This is a genomic window from Caulobacter flavus (genome assembly GCF_003722335.1).
GTDB classification, from domain to species: domain Bacteria; phylum Pseudomonadota; class Alphaproteobacteria; order Caulobacterales; family Caulobacteraceae; genus Caulobacter; species Caulobacter flavus.
Genome location: NZ_CP026100.1, coordinates 2,873,642 through 2,890,771, shown reverse-complemented (window position 1 = coordinate 2,890,771; position 17,130 = coordinate 2,873,642). Strand labels below are relative to the sequence as shown.

Sequence of the window (17,130 nt, the reverse complement as noted above, 5' to 3'; positions counted from 1 at the left end):
AGGCCGGGGCTTTTTGCTGTCGGTCGCTACTGAACGGGGCGGGTGTAGTACTTGGTGAAGTCCCTGACCGGCGCGGCCTGGGGCGCCGACGGCTGGACGGAAGGCGGCGGTGACAGCGGCGGCGGCAGACAGTTGCGGCACTGCGCCAGCAGGCCCGCCTGCTTCATGTTGGCCATCAGGCCTTCCGTGATTGTTCCAGCCCGGCCGGCGGCGTCTTCCTCCTGGCTCATCCAGACGGTGCGCGATCCGTTCGACACGGTCGTCCAGACGGTGCGCCCGGTAGCAACCTCCTCCAGGCTCCAGCGGATCTGGTAGCCCTGGGCGGCGCTCAGGACGCGGAAATCGGAGGGAAAGATGATCAGTCTATACCGCGCACCGATCTGCCTTTCGGCCCGCGTGTTGCCGGCAACCACCGCGTCCACCGGCACAGACCCCGAATAGCTGCCGCCGGCATAGAGCATGCCCGCGCGGCTGGACCTGAACCGCATGACCGAGGCGTTGACATCGAAGGCGCCGAAGTCAGCCACGATCCGGCGATCCAGCTCGTCCAGCATCCTGCCGCCGAACTCGGCGTCGCGGATGTCGAGGAAGGAATAGACGTAGATGGACGTGCCGTTCAGGGCCTCGACCGCGCCCAGCGTCGTGGTCGGGGCGAAGGTGTTCGTGGCGCAGCCCGACAGCGCCGACAGACTGACCGCCAGGGCCGCGGCATGAAGGATGTTGCGAAGCGGCTTGAGCATGGCGCTGACCCCCGATGTCCAACCCGGACAACGATCGAGCTAAAGCCTACGGCGCCCTTAAAAGTAGTGAACACGAAGCCTTAACCTACCAAAGAGAGAGCCGATGACGCCCTCTTGTCGGGATCAGCCCCGCCCTCGCCGCCACTTCCACAGGCCCAGCAGTATGCCCGGCGCGGCCAAGACCGGATGGCGTTCGCGCCAGGGGGTCAGTTCGACCTTGAAGCCGGTGTGGCGCTCGATCTTCCAGGCGGCGTAGCGCGCCGCGCCCTGGAAGGTGAAGGCGGCCTTGATCAGGCGGGCCACGTTAAGCGACTTGCCGAGATTGCGCCGCAGCCGCCAGGCGCCCTTCAGGCGCTTGCGCTCGATGGCCGACATCTCTGGGGCCGGCCGCCCCTCGCCGTCGAAGCGGCCGTCGTCGGCCCAGCAGGCCGGCAGCAGGCGCTGGTAGTGCTCAGGATCGAACGCCAGGATCGAGGCCTCGCGTCCGGCCTTCTCGACCCGGAACTCGGCGGCGTAGGTCTCCTGGAACAGCGCGGTCCAGTAGGCTTCGGACGGCCCCTCCTCGGGGCCCAGGGCCGTGGCGAAGCGGGCGGCGGTGCGGGCGGCGCGGCGCACGGCCTCGACCACCGCCTCCCGCGCGGCCTCGTCGACGGCCCAGACCAGGCCCGAGGGCTGCACGAAGCGGGTCCACAGGGTGGTGTCGATCCCCCGGCCCTTCACCGCCTGCGAGAACCGCGACAGGGTCATCGAGGCGACCTTGGCCCGCAGGGTGACGCCTTCGTGTTCGAGCTCGTGATAGCTGACGTCGGGCCACAGGATGCGGGTAGCCACTCCCCGAAGGCCGCGCGGCGGCCTTTCGGTGAGCACGTAGAAGTCCAGCACGCCCGACAGGTCGCCAGTGCGCAGGATCGAGCCGTAGAACAGCACCGCCCGGGCGCTTGGGAAAAGACCCGTCAGGTGTTCGGCGAAGGCGCGGATCGGCGCGGGGATCGGCTGGGCGAGCTCGGCCTCGACCAGCGGCCGGACCGCGCTCATCCGACCACGAAGCGCAGCGGCGCGCCCAGGGCCAGCGCCAGCTTGCCGCCCTCGAACACCTCGCCGTCGAGCACGAAGTCGAACTGGCCCGACGCATAGAGCGCGGCCGGATCACGCCGGCGATAGCCGCGCGCCTCGAGGGTGGGCTTCAGCTTGCCCGACAGCACGGTCGGCAACATGCGCAGCAGGCGCTTGGGCGGGGCGTCGACGTCCAGCACCTTCAGGCCCTCGCGCGGCGGGCCGAAGGGTTTGAGATTGAACGGCAGGCGCTTCAGGGCCGTGGCCAGCAGCACGAAGCGCTCGCCCTCGGCCTGGGCCTCGCCGTCGATGGCCACCTTCACGGCCACGCCCTGGCGCCACTGGTCGCGGGCGCCGCCGAACAGCGCGCCCAAGGTGGCGCCAGCCAGGGTCACGGCCACCGACAGGCTCTGGAACACGCCCATGCGGTTGACGCGCTTGGACAGCGCCGTGGCCCGCACCAGCGCCCCCAAGCCGAAGAAGAAGCCCCGCAGCGGCGGGCGGCCGTCGGCGAAGCGCACCTCCAGAGGGGCGCGGATCTTCACGCGCGGCTCGGGCCCGGCGGCGGCGGCCAGGGCCTCCTCCAGGCGCCAGTCGCGCGGCGCGCCCAGGTCGATGGCCAGCACGTTGGTCTTGCCCGACGGCAGGACCGCCAGCATCGGCATGTCGTCGCCGAAGGTCGAGGGCGTCAGGCCCAGCACGTCGCGCACCGTGCCGTCGCCGCCGTCGATGACCAGCAGGTCGATCTTCTCCTCGGCGAACCTGGCCAGGTCCTCGCAAAGCGCCTCGCGCGTCGCCGGCTCGACCACGCGCACGCCCTCGGGGGTCGGGGCGTGAACCCGGCCCTGGTTGGCGTGGCTGCGCGGGTTCCTGACGACGCCGACGCGCATCACCGCGACAGCCAGGACTGGATCGAGCCCTTGGGCGCCAGGGCGCCCTGCGCGATCTGCAAGGCGTGGACGAGGAAGCAGACCGCCGTCCAGGCCGCCACCAGCACGAAGCCGACGTCGGGCCGGCCGGCCAGCACGCTGCCGGTCAGCAGGATCAGGTTGGGGTTGCGACGGGCCGTGATCAGCCGGAAGAAGCTGTCGAACGGACGCCAGGCGTGCATCTCCAGCTTGAAGAGGGCCAGGAAGATTCCCTCCTCGACCCGCTGGGCCACGTAGCCGCCGACGACGATGGCCAGCAGCCACGGCGCGTAGGGCATCGACAGGCCCACGGCGAACACGCCGACGTACCAGGCCCACCACCAGAACGGCGGGTGCACCAGGTCGATGCCGTGGTCGAAGACGTTGCCCCACTTGGACGAGGTCAGGGTCACGCGGGCCAGCTTGCCGTCGACCGTGTCGAGGAAGGTCATGATCCAGGCGCAGACCAGGCCCCAGCCGAACTGGCCGCGCCAGAACAGCACGAAGGCGGCGATGGTCAGCAGGAAGCCGATGAAGGTCACCTGGTTGGGCGTCATCTTCGCCAGCGCGCACCAGCGGGTGACGATCCGCGCCGGGGTCGGCCAGACGTACTTGGTGACGAGATCGGTGACGCCCTTGTACGAGCCCTGGAACAGGCGCTTCTCGACGGCGCGCACGCTGTCCCTGGTCAGGCGCTCCAGCACCGGCGGCTCGCGTTTGCGCAGCGCGCTGTTGTAGGCCGAGCCCAGCTCCAGCGCCGTAAGGCGGACGAAGCGCGGATCCACGCTCGACGGATCCTGGCCGGCCGCCAGGGCCGCGACCGCCGCATCGGCGGCCTCGCTCGGGGCGTTCACCGCCGTGGCGACGCCCGCGTCGTCGACCAGCACCGCCCATGGCCGTCCCGCCAGGGCCTTGATCAGCGACTCGTCGAACACCCAGCCGGCGTGCACGGCGACGGTGTCGCCGCCTTGCCCCGCGCCTTCCGGGACGCCGATCCGGCGATAGATGCGCGACAGCCGCTCGCCCGAGGTCATGCCCCAGATGCGCGCCTCGCTGTCGCCCACGGTCACCGCGCGCGAAGCGACTGGATTGATTTCACCGGTCACCGGTACTTAAACCCCTTGAAAGCCGAGGCGATTGATAAGCAGCTTCGCCGAAATTCGCCACAATCGCGCCGGTCCCTCTTGTCGATATTCCGCCTCGCCCATCTGTCGGACCCCCACCTGCCGCCGCCGCCGGGCGCCTTCGGCTGGCGCGACCTGGCCTCCAAGCGCCTGCTGAGCCGGATCGCCTGGCGCCGCAAGCAGAAGATCCACCGCCCCGACGTGCTGGAAGCCCTGGTCGCCGACCTGAAGGCCCACGCCCCCGACCATGTGGCGATCACCGGCGATCTCACCAACTTCGCCTCGGAAATAGAGATCGCTGCGGCCCGGCGCTGGCTGCAGAGCCTGGGCCCGGCCGAGACGATCACGGTCAGCCCCGGCAATCACGACGCCCTGGTCGGCGAGACGGCGCAGGCCCGCTTCGCCCCGTGGACCGCCTGGCTGGGCGACGACGAGGAGGCCGCCTTCCCGCAGGTGCGGCTGCGCGGCCCCGCGGCGCTCTTCAACCTGTGCTCGGCCGTGCCCACGGCGCCGCACCTGGCCACCGGCCGGCTCGGCGCCGAGCAACTGGAAAAGCTGGACGTCCTGCTGGCCGATCCGGCCCATGCCGACCGCTTCCGGATCGTGCTGCTGCATCACCCGCCCTACGCCGGCGCGGTGTCGGGCCGCAAGTCGCTGGACGACCAGGCGCAGCTGCGCGCCGTGCTCGCCCGCCGCGGCGCCGACCTGGTGCTGCATGGCCACGCCCACGAGTCGCTGACGGCCACGGTGCCCGGCCCCGACGGCCGCGCGATCCCGGTGCTGGGCGTTCCGTCCGCCTCGGCCTGGATCGGCGGCCACTCGCCGGCCCGCTGGCATGCCTTGGAGATCGAGCCGCGCGAGGGCGGCCATTCGCTGCGGGTGATCGCGCGCGGGCTGGATCCGGCCACGGGCGGGATCAGGGAACTGGGGCGGTATTCGCTGGCCTGAGGGCGCAGGCTCTTCGCCTTCTCAATCCGCCTCCCTAGGCCCTGTGCCTAGGGTCCATCGTTCAGCCTTCTCGGCGTCGATCGCCTCGCGCGTCCGGCGCCGCCTTGCGCGCGGACGCATGGATCCTGGGCACAAGGCCCGGGAAAGCAGAAGAACGGCGGCGGAGGATCTTGCTCCCGCTACTTCCCGTAGCGCATGCGCACCCGGATCGTGTTGTCGCCGGACTTCACGTTGATCCGCGCCGAATCGAAAGACGGCACGCCGAACCGCGACGGCGCGTCGTTCGAGAAGCCGTAGCCCTCGGTCGGCAGGCCCACGGCGTTACGGTCGAAGTCGTGGTTGCCGTTGGCGTCGTGATAGACGGCCACGGCGTAGATGTCGGCCTTGGGCAGGTTGAAGCAAGCCTCGGTGGTGGGCGCGCTGGCCGGCACCCGCAGGCGCAGCAGCTTGCCTCGCGGGGCCAGAAAACGGCTCGGATCAGACGGATAGATCGTCACCGTCACCTCGCCCGTCTCGGACTTCAGGCGCCCGACCTCGACGGTCAGCCGCACGCCGGTGTCGCGACCCACGCAATCCTGCCTGGCCGCCGCCGGCGTCGCCATCCCCAGCAGACCCAGCGTCCCTAGCGCCGCAAGGCCTGGAAGAACGGTTCGTGCTTCCATGTAAAAGGCCGTGTCCCTATTGTCGCCTCGACGCGATCAGCGCCCGCAGACTCGCCTGAAGTATCGGTTGCCGCATGCCCAACCCCACAGCCCTCGCATTCGGCTACCCACGCTCGAAAGTGGCCGAGACCGACCACTGGTTGATCCTTGTACGTCCCAAGCAGCCGACTTTCGGGTCTCTCGTCCTGGTATGCAAGGAGCCCGTGCACGCATTCTCGGACCTGAGCGCCGAAGCGTTCGCCGACATGCGGGTCGCCGTCGCCGGGATCGAACGCCTCCTGAAGGCCAAGACGGCCTACGAGAAGATCAACTATCTGATGCTGATGATGGTCGACCGCGACGTGCACTTCCACGTCCTGCCCCGCTACGAAGGCGCGCGCGAGCACGAGGGACGAAGCTTTCCTGACACCGGTTGGCCGGCGGCGCCCGCGCTGGGCTCGGCGATCGCGCTGGACGACGACGCCGTCGAACGGCTGGCCCTGGACTTCGCCGCCGCGTGGTCCGCCGCGTGAGCAAGCTGAAGAAGAAGTTCGACGCGCGACGCATCACGGCCCTTGGCCTGATCGACCGCTACCTGCTGCGCCTGCTCGGCTGGCCGCTGGCCGGGTGCCTGGGCCTGACGGTCGTCGCCCTGCTGCTCGAGCGCGTGCTGCGCCTGCTGGACCTGCTGTCGCAGAGCGCCGCCCGCTTCGACTACGTCACCCAGCTGGCGCTGAACCTGCTGCCCCACTATCTGGGCCTGGCCTTGCCGGTGGCGTTCTTCGTCGCCCTGTTCATCGTCATCAGCAAGCTGTCCGACGGCTCGGAGATCGACGCCCTGCTGGCCGGCGGCCAGTCGCTGGAGCGGATCGCCGCGCCGTTCGTCTGCGTCGGCCTGGCGCTCAGCATCTTCAGCATCGCGGTGTTCGGCTACGTCCAGCCCTACAGCCGCTACGCCTATCGGGCGGTGATGCATGCGGCCGTCAACGCCGGCTGGAACGGCCGCCTGTCGGGCGGCGCCTTCATCGACGACGACGGCTCGCTGATGACGGCCGACGCCGCCGACCTGGCCGGCCAGAGCCTTACCCGCGTCTTCATCCGCCGGCCCGACGCCGCCGGCCACGAGGAGCTGATCACCGCCGCCAGCGCCACCCTGCAGGTCTCGGCCGACGGCAAGACCGTGACCATGCGCCTGAAGTCGGGCCGCCGCATCGGCAGCGACGCGCGTGGTAACTATCGCAGCCTGGCCTTCGACGACCTGACCACCGAGGCCCCGCTGAAGGCGGCCGCCAGCTTGCTGCGCGCCCGCGGCGGCGACGAGCGCGAACTGACCCTGGGCGAGCTGCTGCATCAGGCCAAGTCGCCCAACCCCGTCGTGCCCAAGGCTACCCTGATGGCCGAGTTCTACGGCCGCATCGCGCGCGCGGCCTTCCTGCCGTTCCTGCCGCTGCTGGCCTTCCCGCTGGGCCTGGCCGCCAAGCGCGGCAACCGCGCGCCCGGCCTGCTGCTGGCCGGCGTGCTGCTGCTGGCCTTCCAGCACAGCCTGCTCTTGGGACAGAGCCTGGCCGAGTCCGGCCGCATCGCCTCGCTGCCGGCCGTCGGCCTGCCGTTCCTGATCTTCACGGGCCTGGCCGTCTGGCTGTTCGTCGGCAGCCGCACGCGCCCCGGCGACACGCCGATCTCGCGCCTCGTGCTGGCCATGAGCGCCCAGTTCCGCCGCGCCCTCAAGATGTTCCAGCGCAAGGAACGCGCCGCATGAAGCTGCAGCTCTACGTCCTGCGCACCGTGGCCACGCGCGTGCTCGGCGCGGTCCTGATCCTGATGGCCATCCTTCAGATCCTCGACCTGCTGGAAGTGACCACCGACATCCTCGACCGCGGCCTGGGCGTCGGCGGGGTGTTCTACTACGCCGCCCTGCGCGCCCCGGCCCTGTTCCAGCAGGTCGCGCCGCTGGCGGTGCTGGCCGGCGGCCTGTTCGCCTTCTCGCAGCTGGCCCGCGAGAACGCCGTGGTCGCCATGCGGGCGGCCGGCATCTCGGGCTATCGCATCGTGGCGATGGCCGTGCCGGTCGCGATCGCCGTGCTGGCGCTCGACGCCCTGTGCGCCCAGGTGGTCTCGCCGCGCACCGACCCGACGCTGAGCGCCTGGTGGGCCGCCACCACGCCGGCCGCCGACCGCAAGGCGCCCGTTTCGCGCACCTTCCGGGCCGGCGAGGACCTGGCCACCGCCAAGGAAGCCACCGCCAACGGCGCGCGCCTGACCGAACTGACCATCTATCGCCGCGACAAGTCGGGCGCCCTGACCGAGCGCGTCGTCGCCCCGTCGGCGGAGTTCAAGGACGGCGCCTGGCGCCTGCAGGCCCCCGTCACCACCCGCTATCTGGGCGACCGGGTCGAGCCGATGACCGCCGCCTCGGCCACCTGGCCCACGGCCCTGCGCCCGGCCGACGTGCAGGCCCTGTTCGCCGACGCCCCCGCCCCGTCCGCCGCCTCGGCCCGCCGGGCGCTGGAGAACGGCGGCTCGGACCGGCCGCAGAGCTTCTACGCCACCCGGCTGCAGACGGCCTTCTCGGGGCCGCTCGCGGCGCTGGTCATGCTGCTGCTCAGCGCGCCCGTCGCCTGGGCCAACTTCCGCAGCGGCCAGGGGGCGGTGCTGCTGACCTTGGGCCTGGCCGCGGGCCTGGTCTTCCTGGTCGCCGACGGCCTGCTGTCGGCCCTGGGCGAGTCCGGAGCTCTGTCGCCGATCCTCGCCGCATGGGCCGCCCCGCTCGTCTTCGCCGCCCTCGCCGTGCGCGCCTTCGTATCCCTGGAGGGATGATGCCTTTCGATTCCGCGGCCGAGGCGATCTCGGTCCTGCCCGTCCGCACGCCTGAAGAGCTGAAGCGCTTCATCGCCCTGCCCGCGCGCCTCAACAGCAAGGATCGAAACTGGATCACGCCGCTGTTCCTGGAGCGCACCGAGGCCCTGTCGCCCAAGACCAACCCGTTCTTCCAGCACGCGCAGGTGCAGCTGTTCCTGGCCGTGCGCGGCGGCCGCGACGTCGGCCGGATCAGCGCCCAGATCGACGAACTCACCCCGCAGAACACGCCCGGGCGCCTGGACGGCCACTTCGGCCTGATCGCCGCCGAGGACGACGCCGAGGTCTTCGCCGCCCTGCTGCGCACGGCCGAGGCCTGGCTGCGCGAGCGTGGCCGCACCCACGTGATGGGTCCGTTCAACCTGTCGATCAACGAGGAGGTCGGCCTGCTCGTCGACGGCTTCGACACCCCGCCGATGGTGATGATGGGCCACGACCCGGCCTATGCCGGCGGACGCGTCGAGGAGCAGGGCTACGTCAAGGCCAAGGACGTCTACGCCTACTACGCCCCGATGCAGGCCGACCTGCCGCCGGCCGTGCGCCGCCGCGCCGAGCGGCCGCCGGCCGACGGCGTGGTGCTGCGCCAGCTGGACATGAGCCGCTACGACGAGGAGGTGGTCACCCTGACCGAGATCCTCAACGACGCCTGGAAGGACAACTGGGGCTTCACCCCCACCACCGAGGCCGAGACCGCCCAGCTGGCCAAGGCCCTGAAGGCCGTGATCGACAAGCGCCTGACCTGGTTCGCCGAGATCGACGGCGAGGCGGCCGGCTTCCTGGTGTTCCTGCCCAACGTCAACGAGGCCATCGCCGACCTGGGCGGCAAGCTGCTGCCGTTCGGCTGGGCCAAGCTGCTGTGGCGGCTGAAGGTCAAGCGCGTGAAGTCGGCGCGCATCCCGCTGATGGGCGTGAAGCGCAAGTTCGCCGACAGCATCCGTGGCCGCATGCTGCCGTTCCAGATGATGCACGCCGGCCGCACCTCGGCCATCGCGCTCGGCTACGAACGCTTCGAGATCTCGTGGGTGCTGGAAGAGAACATGCCCATGCGCCGCATCGCCGAGGCGATCGGCTCAGAGATCTACAAGACCTATCGCGTCTACGAGAAGGCGCTGTGACCCTCCCGTTCAAGGCCCTCGTCCTGGCCGGCTCGCGGCCGGGCGAGGTCGACAGCGCCGCGGCCTATGCCGGGGTCTCGCACAAGGGCCTGATCACGTTGGAGGGCCGCACCCTGCTCGACCGCGTGCTGGGCGCGGTCCAGGCCGCCGGCGCCGACGCGATCGGCGTCTCCACCTCCGACGCGACCATCGTCGAGGCCCTGCCAGAAAGCGTGCGCGCCATCGCCGCCTCGACCGAAGGCCCCAGCCAGAGCGTGCGCGAAGGCGCCGAGACGCTCGGCTTCCCGCTGCTGATCACCACGGTCGACCACGCGCTGCTGAAGCCCGAGTGGATCACCCAGTTCCTGGCCGATGCTCCCGCCAGCGCCGACGTGGCCCTGATGCTGGCCCCCGAGGATCGCGTGCGCGCCGCAGCCCCGGACACCCAGCGCACCTATCTGAAGTTCCGCGACGGCCGCTTTTCGGGCTGCAACCTCTTCCTGTTCCGCAGCGAGGCCGCCCTGCCCGCCATCGCCCTGTGGCGCCGCGTCGAGCAGAACCGCAAGCAGCCGTGGAAGATCGCCGCCATGCTCGGGCCGGGCCTGCTGGTCCGCTACCTGCTGGGCCTGCTGACGCTGGACGAGGCCATCGCCCGCCTGGGCGCCCTGGCCAGGGTGAAGGCCGCCGCCGTGCGCGCCCAGGACGGCCTGGCCGCCATCGACGTCGACAAGCCCGCCGACCTGGACCTGGTGCGCCGGATCGTCGGCGAAACGCTCTAGCGCCAGTATCCGTTGGCCGCCGCCACGGTGGCGAAGTTCACCGCGACGACGTGCGACACGGCCACCAGGGCCTGGGCGTCGTTCTCGTAGATCGCCCGCAGCCGGGCGCGCACCTCGTCGGAGCCTTGAGTCTTCTTGACCGCCATCCGCGAGAGCTTGATGGCCAGGTCGTAGCCCTCCTCGGGCGTGGCGGTGATCAGACTGGGCAGCCAGGCGGACATCGGAACGGCCCCTCGTGTTGCTGGTCGCGGAAAGCTAGACCGGCGGGCGGGCGCGACGATTGGACGAAAGGCTCCGCCGTTCCGTCCAATCGCGGCCCACAGGCGTCAGGCGCTGAGCCTGACGATGATCCCGAGGCCCGCCGCCGCGACGGCCAGGGCGACGGGAACGGTCAGGATCTGGGCCAGGGCCGAGCCGGCGCTGACCCGGCCCGTCCAGGTGGAAAGCCCGTCGCGCAGGAAGTCGGCCAGGTCCGGACGGGTCTCGGCCTTCGGCTCCATCCGCAGGATCACCGCCGGCACGCCCAGATAGACGGCCAGGTAGACCGCGCAGACCCCCAGCACCAACCCGACATCGGCGTCGCCGAAGAAGGCCAGGCCGAACGCCCCGAGGATGGCCGCATAGGCGCCGACGATCATCCAGCCCACCGCCTTGGGCAGGTCCGGCGTCGAGGGCTCCGGCGCCTGGGGCGCCCGAACGACGGGTTCGACCTCCACGGGTTCGACCGCCGGGGTCGTCCGCGCGCGCGGCGCCGGCGGCTCCCAGGACGGGCCTTCGTAGAAGGCGTAGCTCAGCGGCGTCGTAGTGGGGACATAGTCCATGACAGGCTCCTTTCGGCCGCCGTCCGGCGGCCGGGTTCAGGGGAGGAAGAACACGCGCGCTCAGACGGCCAGCGCCTCGTCGGACGGGCCGAAGAACTCGAAGTGGATCCGGTCGGACGCCACGCCGGCCCGCGACAGCCCGCCGACGAAGGCCTTCAGGAACGGGCGCGGGCCGCACAGGAAGAAGTCGGCGGCCTCGAACGGGGTGTTGGCCTGCAGCCAGTCGACGGTGATCAGGCCGTCGTGGTCGTGGGTGCGGCCGGCTTCGTCATTGGCCGCCGGCCGGGCGTAGAAGGTCGCCACCGAGGTCTTGCCGTGCGCCTTGGCCAGGGCACGAACGTGGTCGTCCATGGCGTGGGTCGCGCCGTCCAGCGCCCCGTGCACGAAGGCGGTCTGCAGGTCCGGATGCTTCTGGGCGATCGTCTCCAGCATGCTGACCATCGGCGTCAGCCCCACCCCGCCCGACAGCAGCACCACCGGCCGCTCCGGGGTGTCGGGCAGGAAGAAGTCGCCGGCCGGCGGGGTCAGCTCGACCGTCGTGCCGATCGCGGCCAGGTCGTGCAGGAAGCGCGAACCGCCCTGCCCGCTTTCCTCGCGCTTGACCGAGATGCGGTAGGCCGCCTCGTTCGGCGCGTTGGAGATCGTGTAGTTGCGGCGGATCTCGCCCTGGTCGGGCGTGGTCAGGCGCAGGGTCAGGTATTGGCCAGGCTTGTGGGCCAGCACCTTGCCGCCGTCCTTGGGCCGCAGCACGAACGAGGTGATCACCGCGCTCTCGACCGTGCGCTCGGCGATCTCGAAGGCGCGCCAGCCGTTCCAGCCGCCGTCGGTCGCCTCGATGGCGTCGCGGATGGCGTGCTCGCGCTCCTTCAGCAGGTCGGCCAGGAACCAGTAGGCCTCGCCCCAGGCGGCCAGCACCGCCTCGTTGGCCGTCTCCTCGCCCAGCACCTCGACGATCGCGCCCAGCAGGGCCTTGGCGACATACGGATAGTGCTCGGGCAGCACGTGATAGCCGACGTGCTTCTGGGCCATGCGCTCGACCGCCGGGCCCAGCACCTCGAGGTTCTCGATGTTCAGCGCGTAGCCGACGATCGCCCCGGCCAGGGCGTGGTGCTGCTTACCGGTGGCCTGGTTGGCATGGTTGAACAGGGCCTTGATGTGGGCGTCCTGGAACAGCCGGGCGTACATGGCCTTGGTCACTTCCGTGGCGCGCGCGGCGACCACCGGGGCGGTGGCCTTGACGCACGCGATCGTCTCCGCGCTCAGCGGCTTGGGCATGGTCGTACTCCTTGGAAAAACGGGTGCTCGGGGCGTCAGGCGGCCAGCGCCGGCTCGCGGTCGTAGAAGTCCACCTGCATGCGGATCGGCCCCAGCGGCTCGACCCGATGGATCTGTTGCGGCCGGACGAGGCCGGTGACGCCGGGGCTCAACTCGAGCGAAGGGGTGTCGGCGTCGTCGTAGTGCAGGACGAGCCGCCCCTCGATCAGCCGGATCACGCCCCAGACGCCGGCCCGGGTGCTGTGGTCACGACGCAGGCCTTCGGGCAGGGTCGTCTCGTCGAACACCGGGGTCGAGCGGTAGGGTGCGTCGGGCGCCGGCCGGCGGCTTTCCAGAGCGCCGTTCAGGTTCCTGGCCATGCGCTCGGCCTTCTCCTGTAGCTCGGCCGCGTGGCGGGGCGGAACGAACGCATCGGTCGCCTCGCGCCACAGCGCCAGCCAGCGGTCGAACATCTCCGGCTCGATGCGTTCGACATGCTTCATGTGCGCCGCCAGCGGATTGCCCTTGTAGCGGGCCGAGGCGCGCATCACCGACGACCAGAAGTCGGCCAGGCGGTCGAGGTGCTCGTCCCAGTCCTCCACCGCGTCGGCGAAGACGGGACCCAGCCGCGGATCTGCCCGCACGGCGGCGTAGAAGCTGGTCAGCAGGGCCGGCAAGACGGTGTCGTCGAAGTCGAAGACGGGGTTGGCGGACATGTCGCCCTCAATCATTCATCTGGAATGCATCTATTCCCGCGACCAAAAACATGCAATCTGAATGCATGATTTATCTGCTGCGCCGAACCCTTAAGGGGAGCCCATGAAGCTCACCCGCTACACCGACTACGCGGTGCGAACGGTCGTCTATCTGGCCAACAACGAGGGCCGCCTGGTCTCGATCGCCGAGATCGCCCGCGCCTACGACATCTCGCAGAACCACCTGATGAAGGTGGTGCAGCAGCTGGCGTCCGCCGGCTTCGTCGAGACGGCGCGCGGGCGCGGCGGCGGCCTGCGGCTGGCCCGGCCCGCCGACCAGCTCAATGTCGGCGCGCTGGTGCGCGAGACCGAGGGCGGCTTCGACCTCGTCGACTGCTCGGCTTGCGTGGCCGCGCCGGGCTGCGGCCTGCCCAGGATGCTGGCCGAGGCGACCCGCGCCTTCCTGGCCGTGCTCGACGGCTACAGCGTCGCCGACATTTCGCGTCAGCCCGAGGTGATGCGCCAACTCTTCGCCCAGCGGGCCTGAGGCTCCCCGGCCACACCCCGATAAAACACGGCGTTCGGCTTTTGCATGCCGGCTGCGGCGGACCTATGTGCCGGCCAGCGCCGCCGTCCCGACCGATGGGGACGGCCCTTGTCCTCGCCTGTTCGAAGTTTCGTCCCTTGCCGCCTTTCCTTCGTCGCGCCGCCGTCCTGGGCGCCCTGCTCCTGCTGTCGGCCTGCGCCAGCGTCGACATCCCCGCGTCGCCTCGGGCCGCGTTCAGCCGCAGCGCCTCCAGCGCCCTGTCCGACGGCGTGAGCTACTGGAGCGAGACCCGCGAGAACCCGCTGCGGCAGGTGTTCCACGTCGTGCAGCTGGACCTGGCCGATCCCAAGGTCGAACTCTTCGTCTCGCCGCCCAACGACGGGGCGGGCCAGTATCACGCCCGCACCACCTCCGACTTCGTGACGGCTTCCGGCGCCCTTCTGGCCGTCAACGCCAGCTACTTCGTGCCGTTCAAGGCGGGCTCGCCCGGCGGCGACGACTTCGTTCCCCATGCCGGCCAGCACGTCGATCCGGTGGGCAAGGTCATCGTCGGCGGCCGCGAGGTGGCCCCGCCGGACGACCCCGAGGTCGATCCGCGCGTCAACGCCATCCTCTGCATTCACCCGTCTTTCGTCGAGATCCGCTCGGGCGCCGCCTGCCGCTGGGACGTGGTCGACGCCGTGGCCGCCGGTCCCGTGCTGCTGGTCGACGGCGCCGAGCAGTCGTTCCAGCACGCCGGCCCGAAATACGCCCGCGACCGCCATCCGCGCACCGCCTTCGGCGTCTCGGCCGACGGCCGCACCGGCTGGCTGGTGGTGGTCGACGGCCGCCAATCCGTGATCAGCGAAGGCGCGACCCTGGCCGAGCTGACCGCCTTCTTCCGCGACCTGGGCGCGGCCGACGCCATCAATCTCGACGGCGGCGGCTCGACGACCCTGGCCGTGGACGACGGCTTTGGCCGCCCGCGCGTGCTGAACTCGCCGATCCACACCGGCGTGCCCGGTCGCGAGCGGCCGGTGGCCAACCAGATCGGCGTGCGGGTCGCCCCGACACGGCCCTGATCGCAGACCGCGGTCGCCGCGCCGCACGACGCCCTACCGCGCGTGATGGCGTCCTGCAGGACCTAGCCGCCCCGGCCTTAGCTAGTCCTTCGAGCTTTCGGCGTCGCTGGCCTGAGGGCCGCCTTTCAGGCGATCCTCGTGCGTGTGATGGATGTCGCCTTCGCCGCCCCCGCCCGACACCTTGCTGTGGCGGCTGTAGCGATCGGGATCGTCGCGATCCTTCACCGTCGGGTCGGGACGCGGCTTGTCGCGATCCTCGTGGCTGGCGCCGGGACCGCCGTAGCGATCGGTGTTCGGATGCTGCTCGGGCATGGTTTCCTCCGTCGATGCGGAGTCAAACCCGACCCGGTGCGCAGGCGTTCCTAGCGTCTCGCTTGGACGGCGCGTCCTCAGGCCGGGGCAGCTTCGGCCATGGCCCAGCGGGCGGCCAGCTCGCGGTTCTTCGGCAGGTCCTCGGGGAAGTCCATCTCGGCCCAGTCCAGACCCTGGATCGAGCGCACGGCCACGGCGTCGTGGGCGCGGGCGATCTGGTCGATGGCCGACAGGTACCAACGGCGCAGGCCCTCGGGCGTGCGCAGCGAGCGCTCGACGATGTCGGTGAACAGCGCCGCGCCTTCCGGCTCGAAGCGCAGGAAGCCGATCGACTCGGCGTCGTATTCGGTGATGGTCTTGCCGATCTCGCGCAGGGCGTCGCCGTCGGTGCGCACCTTCATGTCGTCGGAGTCGTAGCCGTCCTTGCGGTCGATGGTCACCGTGATCGGAGCCGACGGGGCCGACAGCAGGCGCTCGGCGATGGCCGGCTCGAACAGGGTGTCGCCGTTGAGCAGCAGGAACGATCCCTGCATCTCGCCACGCGCCATCCACACCGAGGCCAGGTTGTCGCTGACGCTGTAGAACGGGTTGAAGATGGTGCGCAGGGTCAGGCCCGGCAGGCGCAGCCGGGCCAGCTCGGCCTCGACTAGGTCGGCGGCGAAGCCGGTGACGACCACCACCTCGGTAACCCCGGCGGCGTGCAGGTGACGGATCTGCCATTCCAGGACCGAGCGGCCCGACAGGTCCACCAGGCACTTGGGACGGGTGTCGGTCAGCGGCGACAGGCGCTTGCCCTGTCCGGCGCTGAGGATGATGGCTTTGACCGGCGACTGCATGGCAAAAACTCGGGCGCGCCGCGAAAGCGACGGCGAAGACGGAGGTGAAAAGGGCGAGAGCACGACTCGAAACGAGCCATATCAGCGCAGATCGTGCGCGACCATAGCCGTGGCAAGGCCCGGACTCCCGCAAAACGCCGCTTGCGACAATGTGCGCGCCCCGAAGGACCGCCCTCCCCGCCGCCGTGCTCAGGCCTCGACGGTCGCCCTGTAGGGGCTCGCCGCCGGGTGCAGCCTCGCCTCGATCGCCTTGTCGACGGCGGCGCGGAACTCGACCATCCCGGCGTTGACCGGTTCGAAGACGTCGTAGTCGACCGAGCACGGATCGCCGCCCGGAAACGGCGGATCGGGATTGTACTGGATCGACAGCTGGGCCTGCTGCGCGGCCAATTGGGCCTTGGCCGCCGCGTCGGGGCCGCCGGCCATGTCGGCGACGATCGTCTGAACCATGAACAGCGACTCGTCGATCGACGACGAGATGCCCGCCCCGGTGATGCGGTTGCCGTCCCTGATCCAGCGCGGGCAGCCGTTGACCACTGTGACCTTGGGAAACAGCTTCAGGCACTCGACGAAGGCCCAGTGGGTGGTGGCGCGGTAGCCGTCCAGCAGGCCGGCCGAGGCCAGCAGCAGGCCGCCCGTGCAGACCGAGACCACATAGGTCGCCTTGCCCGCTCGGTCGGTCAGGAAGTCGAGCAGCGCCTTGTCGCCGATCGCGTCCTGCAGGCCGTCGCCGCTTCCGGGCACGAACAGCATGTCGATGTGCGGGGCGGCGCAATAGTCGTACTGCGCCACCACCTTCAGCACGCCCGAGGTCTGGATCGGGTCGGTGGTGGCCGCCACCGTCGCCACCTGGATGGTCCGGCCGATGACGTCGCCGTTGAAGAAGGCGAACACCTCGTGCGGGCCCGCCACGTCCAGGATGTCGACGCCCGGATAGAGCACGATGCCCACCGTGAACGGCGGAAACGCCGACGTGGTCTTTGGGGCGGTCATTGCGCCACCGCGATGAACGAGGCCGTCACCCCGGCCGGCTCGCCGTTGTGCGGCTTGGCCCGGACGATCGTGCCGACGATCGAGGCCACCTGGTCGACGCCGTCGGGCCACATGTAGCCTGGCCAGCCGTGATAGTCGTACTCCCAGCCCGCCGTCGGCGTGCCGTCGCGGCCGAAGCCCCGGATGGCGATGGTGGCCGGCCCGTCGCAGTCGGGATCGACCGTTCCCTTCAGGTCCAGCACGTAGCCGCCGCCCATGTCGAGCGTGCCGACGACGGTGCGCGGCGTCGGGGTCTCGAAGGTGAACACCCCCTCGCCGAAGATCAGGCTGAGCGCCGTCTGGGCGTTGTCGCCCACCAGCTCGGGATTGTTCAGGTAGCTGCGATAGGTCCACTTGCCGGCAAGGGTCATGGCCGTTCTCCTCTTGGAGCGCCTTCGAGCCTTTAAGATAAAGGCTCGAAATCATGGC

General features: G+C 70.4%; 21 protein-coding genes. 8 read left to right on the top strand and 13 right to left on the bottom strand.

Annotated elements, in window-relative coordinates:
- Nucleotides 1–26 precede the first annotated feature (26 nt).
- The 4 genes from C1707_RS13285 to C1707_RS13270 form a co-directional block, all read right to left on the bottom strand.
- Nucleotides 27–740 carry a hypothetical protein gene (locus C1707_RS13285; RefSeq protein WP_101711240.1) on the bottom strand — a complete coding sequence of 238 codons (714 nt, stop codon included), beginning with the start codon at nucleotides 738–740 and terminating at the stop codon, nucleotides 27–29.
- 123 nt (nucleotides 741–863) lie between these two features.
- Nucleotides 864–1,775 carry a hypothetical protein gene (locus tag C1707_RS13280; protein ID WP_101711239.1) on the bottom strand — a complete coding sequence of 304 codons (912 nt, stop codon included), beginning with the start codon at nucleotides 1,773–1,775 and terminating at the stop codon, nucleotides 864–866.
- Nucleotides 1,772–2,683 (bottom strand): diacylglycerol/lipid kinase family protein, encoded by a 912-nt coding sequence (locus tag C1707_RS13275; protein WP_101711238.1) that lies wholly within the window; start codon nucleotides 2,681–2,683, stop codon nucleotides 1,772–1,774. The genes C1707_RS13280 and C1707_RS13275 overlap by 4 nt, the downstream gene beginning before the upstream one ends.
- Complete coding sequence (locus C1707_RS13270) at nucleotides 2,683–3,735, bottom strand: CDP-alcohol phosphatidyltransferase family protein (protein WP_101711279.1); 1,053 nt, start codon at nucleotides 3,733–3,735, stop codon at nucleotides 2,683–2,685. The genes C1707_RS13275 and C1707_RS13270 overlap by 1 nt, the downstream gene beginning before the upstream one ends.
- Before the next feature lie 150 nt (nucleotides 3,736–3,885).
- On the opposite strand from C1707_RS13270, the gene C1707_RS13265 reads away from it, so the two are divergent.
- Entirely contained in the window at nucleotides 3,886–4,773 is an 888-nt protein-coding gene (locus C1707_RS13265; RefSeq protein ID WP_101711237.1) for a metallophosphoesterase family protein, read from the top strand.
- 179 nt (nucleotides 4,774–4,952) lie between these two features.
- Here the strand turns inward: C1707_RS13265 and C1707_RS13260 are convergent, their stop codons facing one another.
- Nucleotides 4,953–5,435: a DUF2141 domain-containing protein gene (locus C1707_RS13260; protein ID WP_101711236.1), complete on the bottom strand. Its 483-nt coding sequence runs from the start codon at nucleotides 5,433–5,435 to the stop codon at nucleotides 4,953–4,955.
- Nucleotides 5,436–5,509: 74 nt separating this feature from the next.
- Between C1707_RS13260 and C1707_RS13255 the strand changes: the two genes are divergently transcribed.
- Genes C1707_RS13255 through C1707_RS13235 form a run of 5 tightly spaced genes read left to right on the top strand, consistent with a single transcriptional unit; the run spans nucleotide 5,510 to nucleotide 10,143 of the window.
- Nucleotides 5,510–5,947 carry an HIT family protein gene (locus tag C1707_RS13255; RefSeq protein ID WP_101711235.1) on the top strand — a complete coding sequence of 146 codons (438 nt, stop codon included), beginning with the start codon at nucleotides 5,510–5,512 and terminating at the stop codon, nucleotides 5,945–5,947.
- 5 nt (nucleotides 5,948–5,952) lie between these two features.
- Nucleotides 5,953–7,173 (top strand): LptF/LptG family permease, encoded by a 1,221-nt coding sequence (locus tag C1707_RS13250; RefSeq protein WP_164467488.1) that lies wholly within the window; start codon nucleotides 5,953–5,955, stop codon nucleotides 7,171–7,173.
- Nucleotides 7,170–8,231 (top strand): LptF/LptG family permease, encoded by a 1,062-nt coding sequence (locus tag C1707_RS13245; RefSeq protein WP_101711234.1) that lies wholly within the window; start codon nucleotides 7,170–7,172, stop codon nucleotides 8,229–8,231. Before C1707_RS13250 ends, C1707_RS13245 begins: the two co-directional genes overlap by 4 nt.
- Nucleotides 8,231–9,385 carry a ceramide synthase gene (gene bcerS / locus C1707_RS13240; RefSeq protein WP_101711233.1) on the top strand — a complete coding sequence of 385 codons (1,155 nt, stop codon included), beginning with the start codon at nucleotides 8,231–8,233 and terminating at the stop codon, nucleotides 9,383–9,385. Before C1707_RS13245 ends, bcerS begins: the two co-directional genes overlap by 1 nt.
- On the top strand, nucleotides 9,382–10,143 hold the full coding sequence (locus C1707_RS13235) for a nucleotidyltransferase family protein (protein ID WP_240633688.1): 762 nt from the start codon (nucleotides 9,382–9,384) through the stop codon (nucleotides 10,141–10,143). The genes bcerS and C1707_RS13235 overlap by 4 nt, the downstream gene beginning before the upstream one ends.
- On the opposite strand, the gene C1707_RS13230 is transcribed toward C1707_RS13235, so the two are convergent.
- The 4 genes from C1707_RS13230 to C1707_RS13215 form a co-directional block, all read right to left on the bottom strand.
- Nucleotides 10,140–10,364, bottom strand: a complete 225-nt coding sequence (locus C1707_RS13230) for a hexameric tyrosine-coordinated heme protein (RefSeq protein WP_101711231.1) — start codon at nucleotides 10,362–10,364, stop codon at nucleotides 10,140–10,142. The genes C1707_RS13235 and C1707_RS13230 overlap by 4 nt on opposite strands.
- Nucleotides 10,365–10,469: 105 nt before the next feature.
- Nucleotides 10,470–10,964, bottom strand: a complete 495-nt coding sequence (locus C1707_RS13225; RefSeq protein ID WP_101711230.1) for a hypothetical protein — start codon at nucleotides 10,962–10,964, stop codon at nucleotides 10,470–10,472.
- Between the two features lie 60 nt (nucleotides 10,965–11,024).
- Nucleotides 11,025–12,239 (bottom strand): NO-inducible flavohemoprotein, encoded by a 1,215-nt coding sequence (gene hmpA / locus C1707_RS13220; RefSeq protein ID WP_101711229.1) that lies wholly within the window; start codon nucleotides 12,237–12,239, stop codon nucleotides 11,025–11,027.
- 35 nt (nucleotides 12,240–12,274) lie between these two features.
- Nucleotides 12,275–12,934: a TehB-like domain-containing protein gene (locus C1707_RS13215; RefSeq protein WP_101711228.1), complete on the bottom strand. Its 660-nt coding sequence runs from the start codon at nucleotides 12,932–12,934 to the stop codon at nucleotides 12,275–12,277.
- Nucleotides 12,935–13,037: 103 nt separating this feature from the next.
- Here C1707_RS13215 and C1707_RS13210 point away from each other — a divergent pair, with 103 nt between their 5' ends.
- Nucleotides 13,038–13,460, top strand: a complete 423-nt coding sequence (locus tag C1707_RS13210) for an RrF2 family transcriptional regulator (protein ID WP_101711227.1) — start codon at nucleotides 13,038–13,040, stop codon at nucleotides 13,458–13,460.
- A gap of 137 nt (nucleotides 13,461–13,597) precedes the next feature.
- Entirely contained in the window at nucleotides 13,598–14,521 is a 924-nt protein-coding gene (locus C1707_RS13205; RefSeq protein WP_164467344.1) for a phosphodiester glycosidase family protein, read from the top strand.
- Between the two features lie 81 nt (nucleotides 14,522–14,602).
- Here C1707_RS13205 and C1707_RS13200 read toward each other — a convergent pair whose 3' ends face one another.
- The 4 genes from C1707_RS13200 to C1707_RS13185 all read right to left on the bottom strand — a co-directional run bounded on the left by C1707_RS13200 (nucleotide 14,603) and on the right by C1707_RS13185 (nucleotide 17,072).
- Complete coding sequence (locus C1707_RS13200; RefSeq protein WP_101711225.1) at nucleotides 14,603–14,833, bottom strand: hypothetical protein; 231 nt, start codon at nucleotides 14,831–14,833, stop codon at nucleotides 14,603–14,605.
- Between the two features lie 77 nt (nucleotides 14,834–14,910).
- The gene (locus C1707_RS13195) at nucleotides 14,911–15,669 is read right to left on the bottom strand and encodes a phosphocholine cytidylyltransferase family protein (RefSeq protein WP_101711224.1); all 759 of its coding nucleotides are present in this window, start codon (nucleotides 15,667–15,669) and stop codon (nucleotides 14,911–14,913) included.
- 189 nt (nucleotides 15,670–15,858) lie between these two features.
- Nucleotides 15,859–16,662: a DJ-1/PfpI family protein gene (locus tag C1707_RS13190; RefSeq protein WP_101711223.1), complete on the bottom strand. Its 804-nt coding sequence runs from the start codon at nucleotides 16,660–16,662 to the stop codon at nucleotides 15,859–15,861.
- Entirely contained in the window at nucleotides 16,659–17,072 is a 414-nt protein-coding gene (locus tag C1707_RS13185; protein ID WP_101711222.1) for a hypothetical protein, read from the bottom strand. The genes C1707_RS13190 and C1707_RS13185 overlap by 4 nt, the downstream gene beginning before the upstream one ends.
- Nucleotides 17,073–17,130 lie beyond the last annotated feature (58 nt).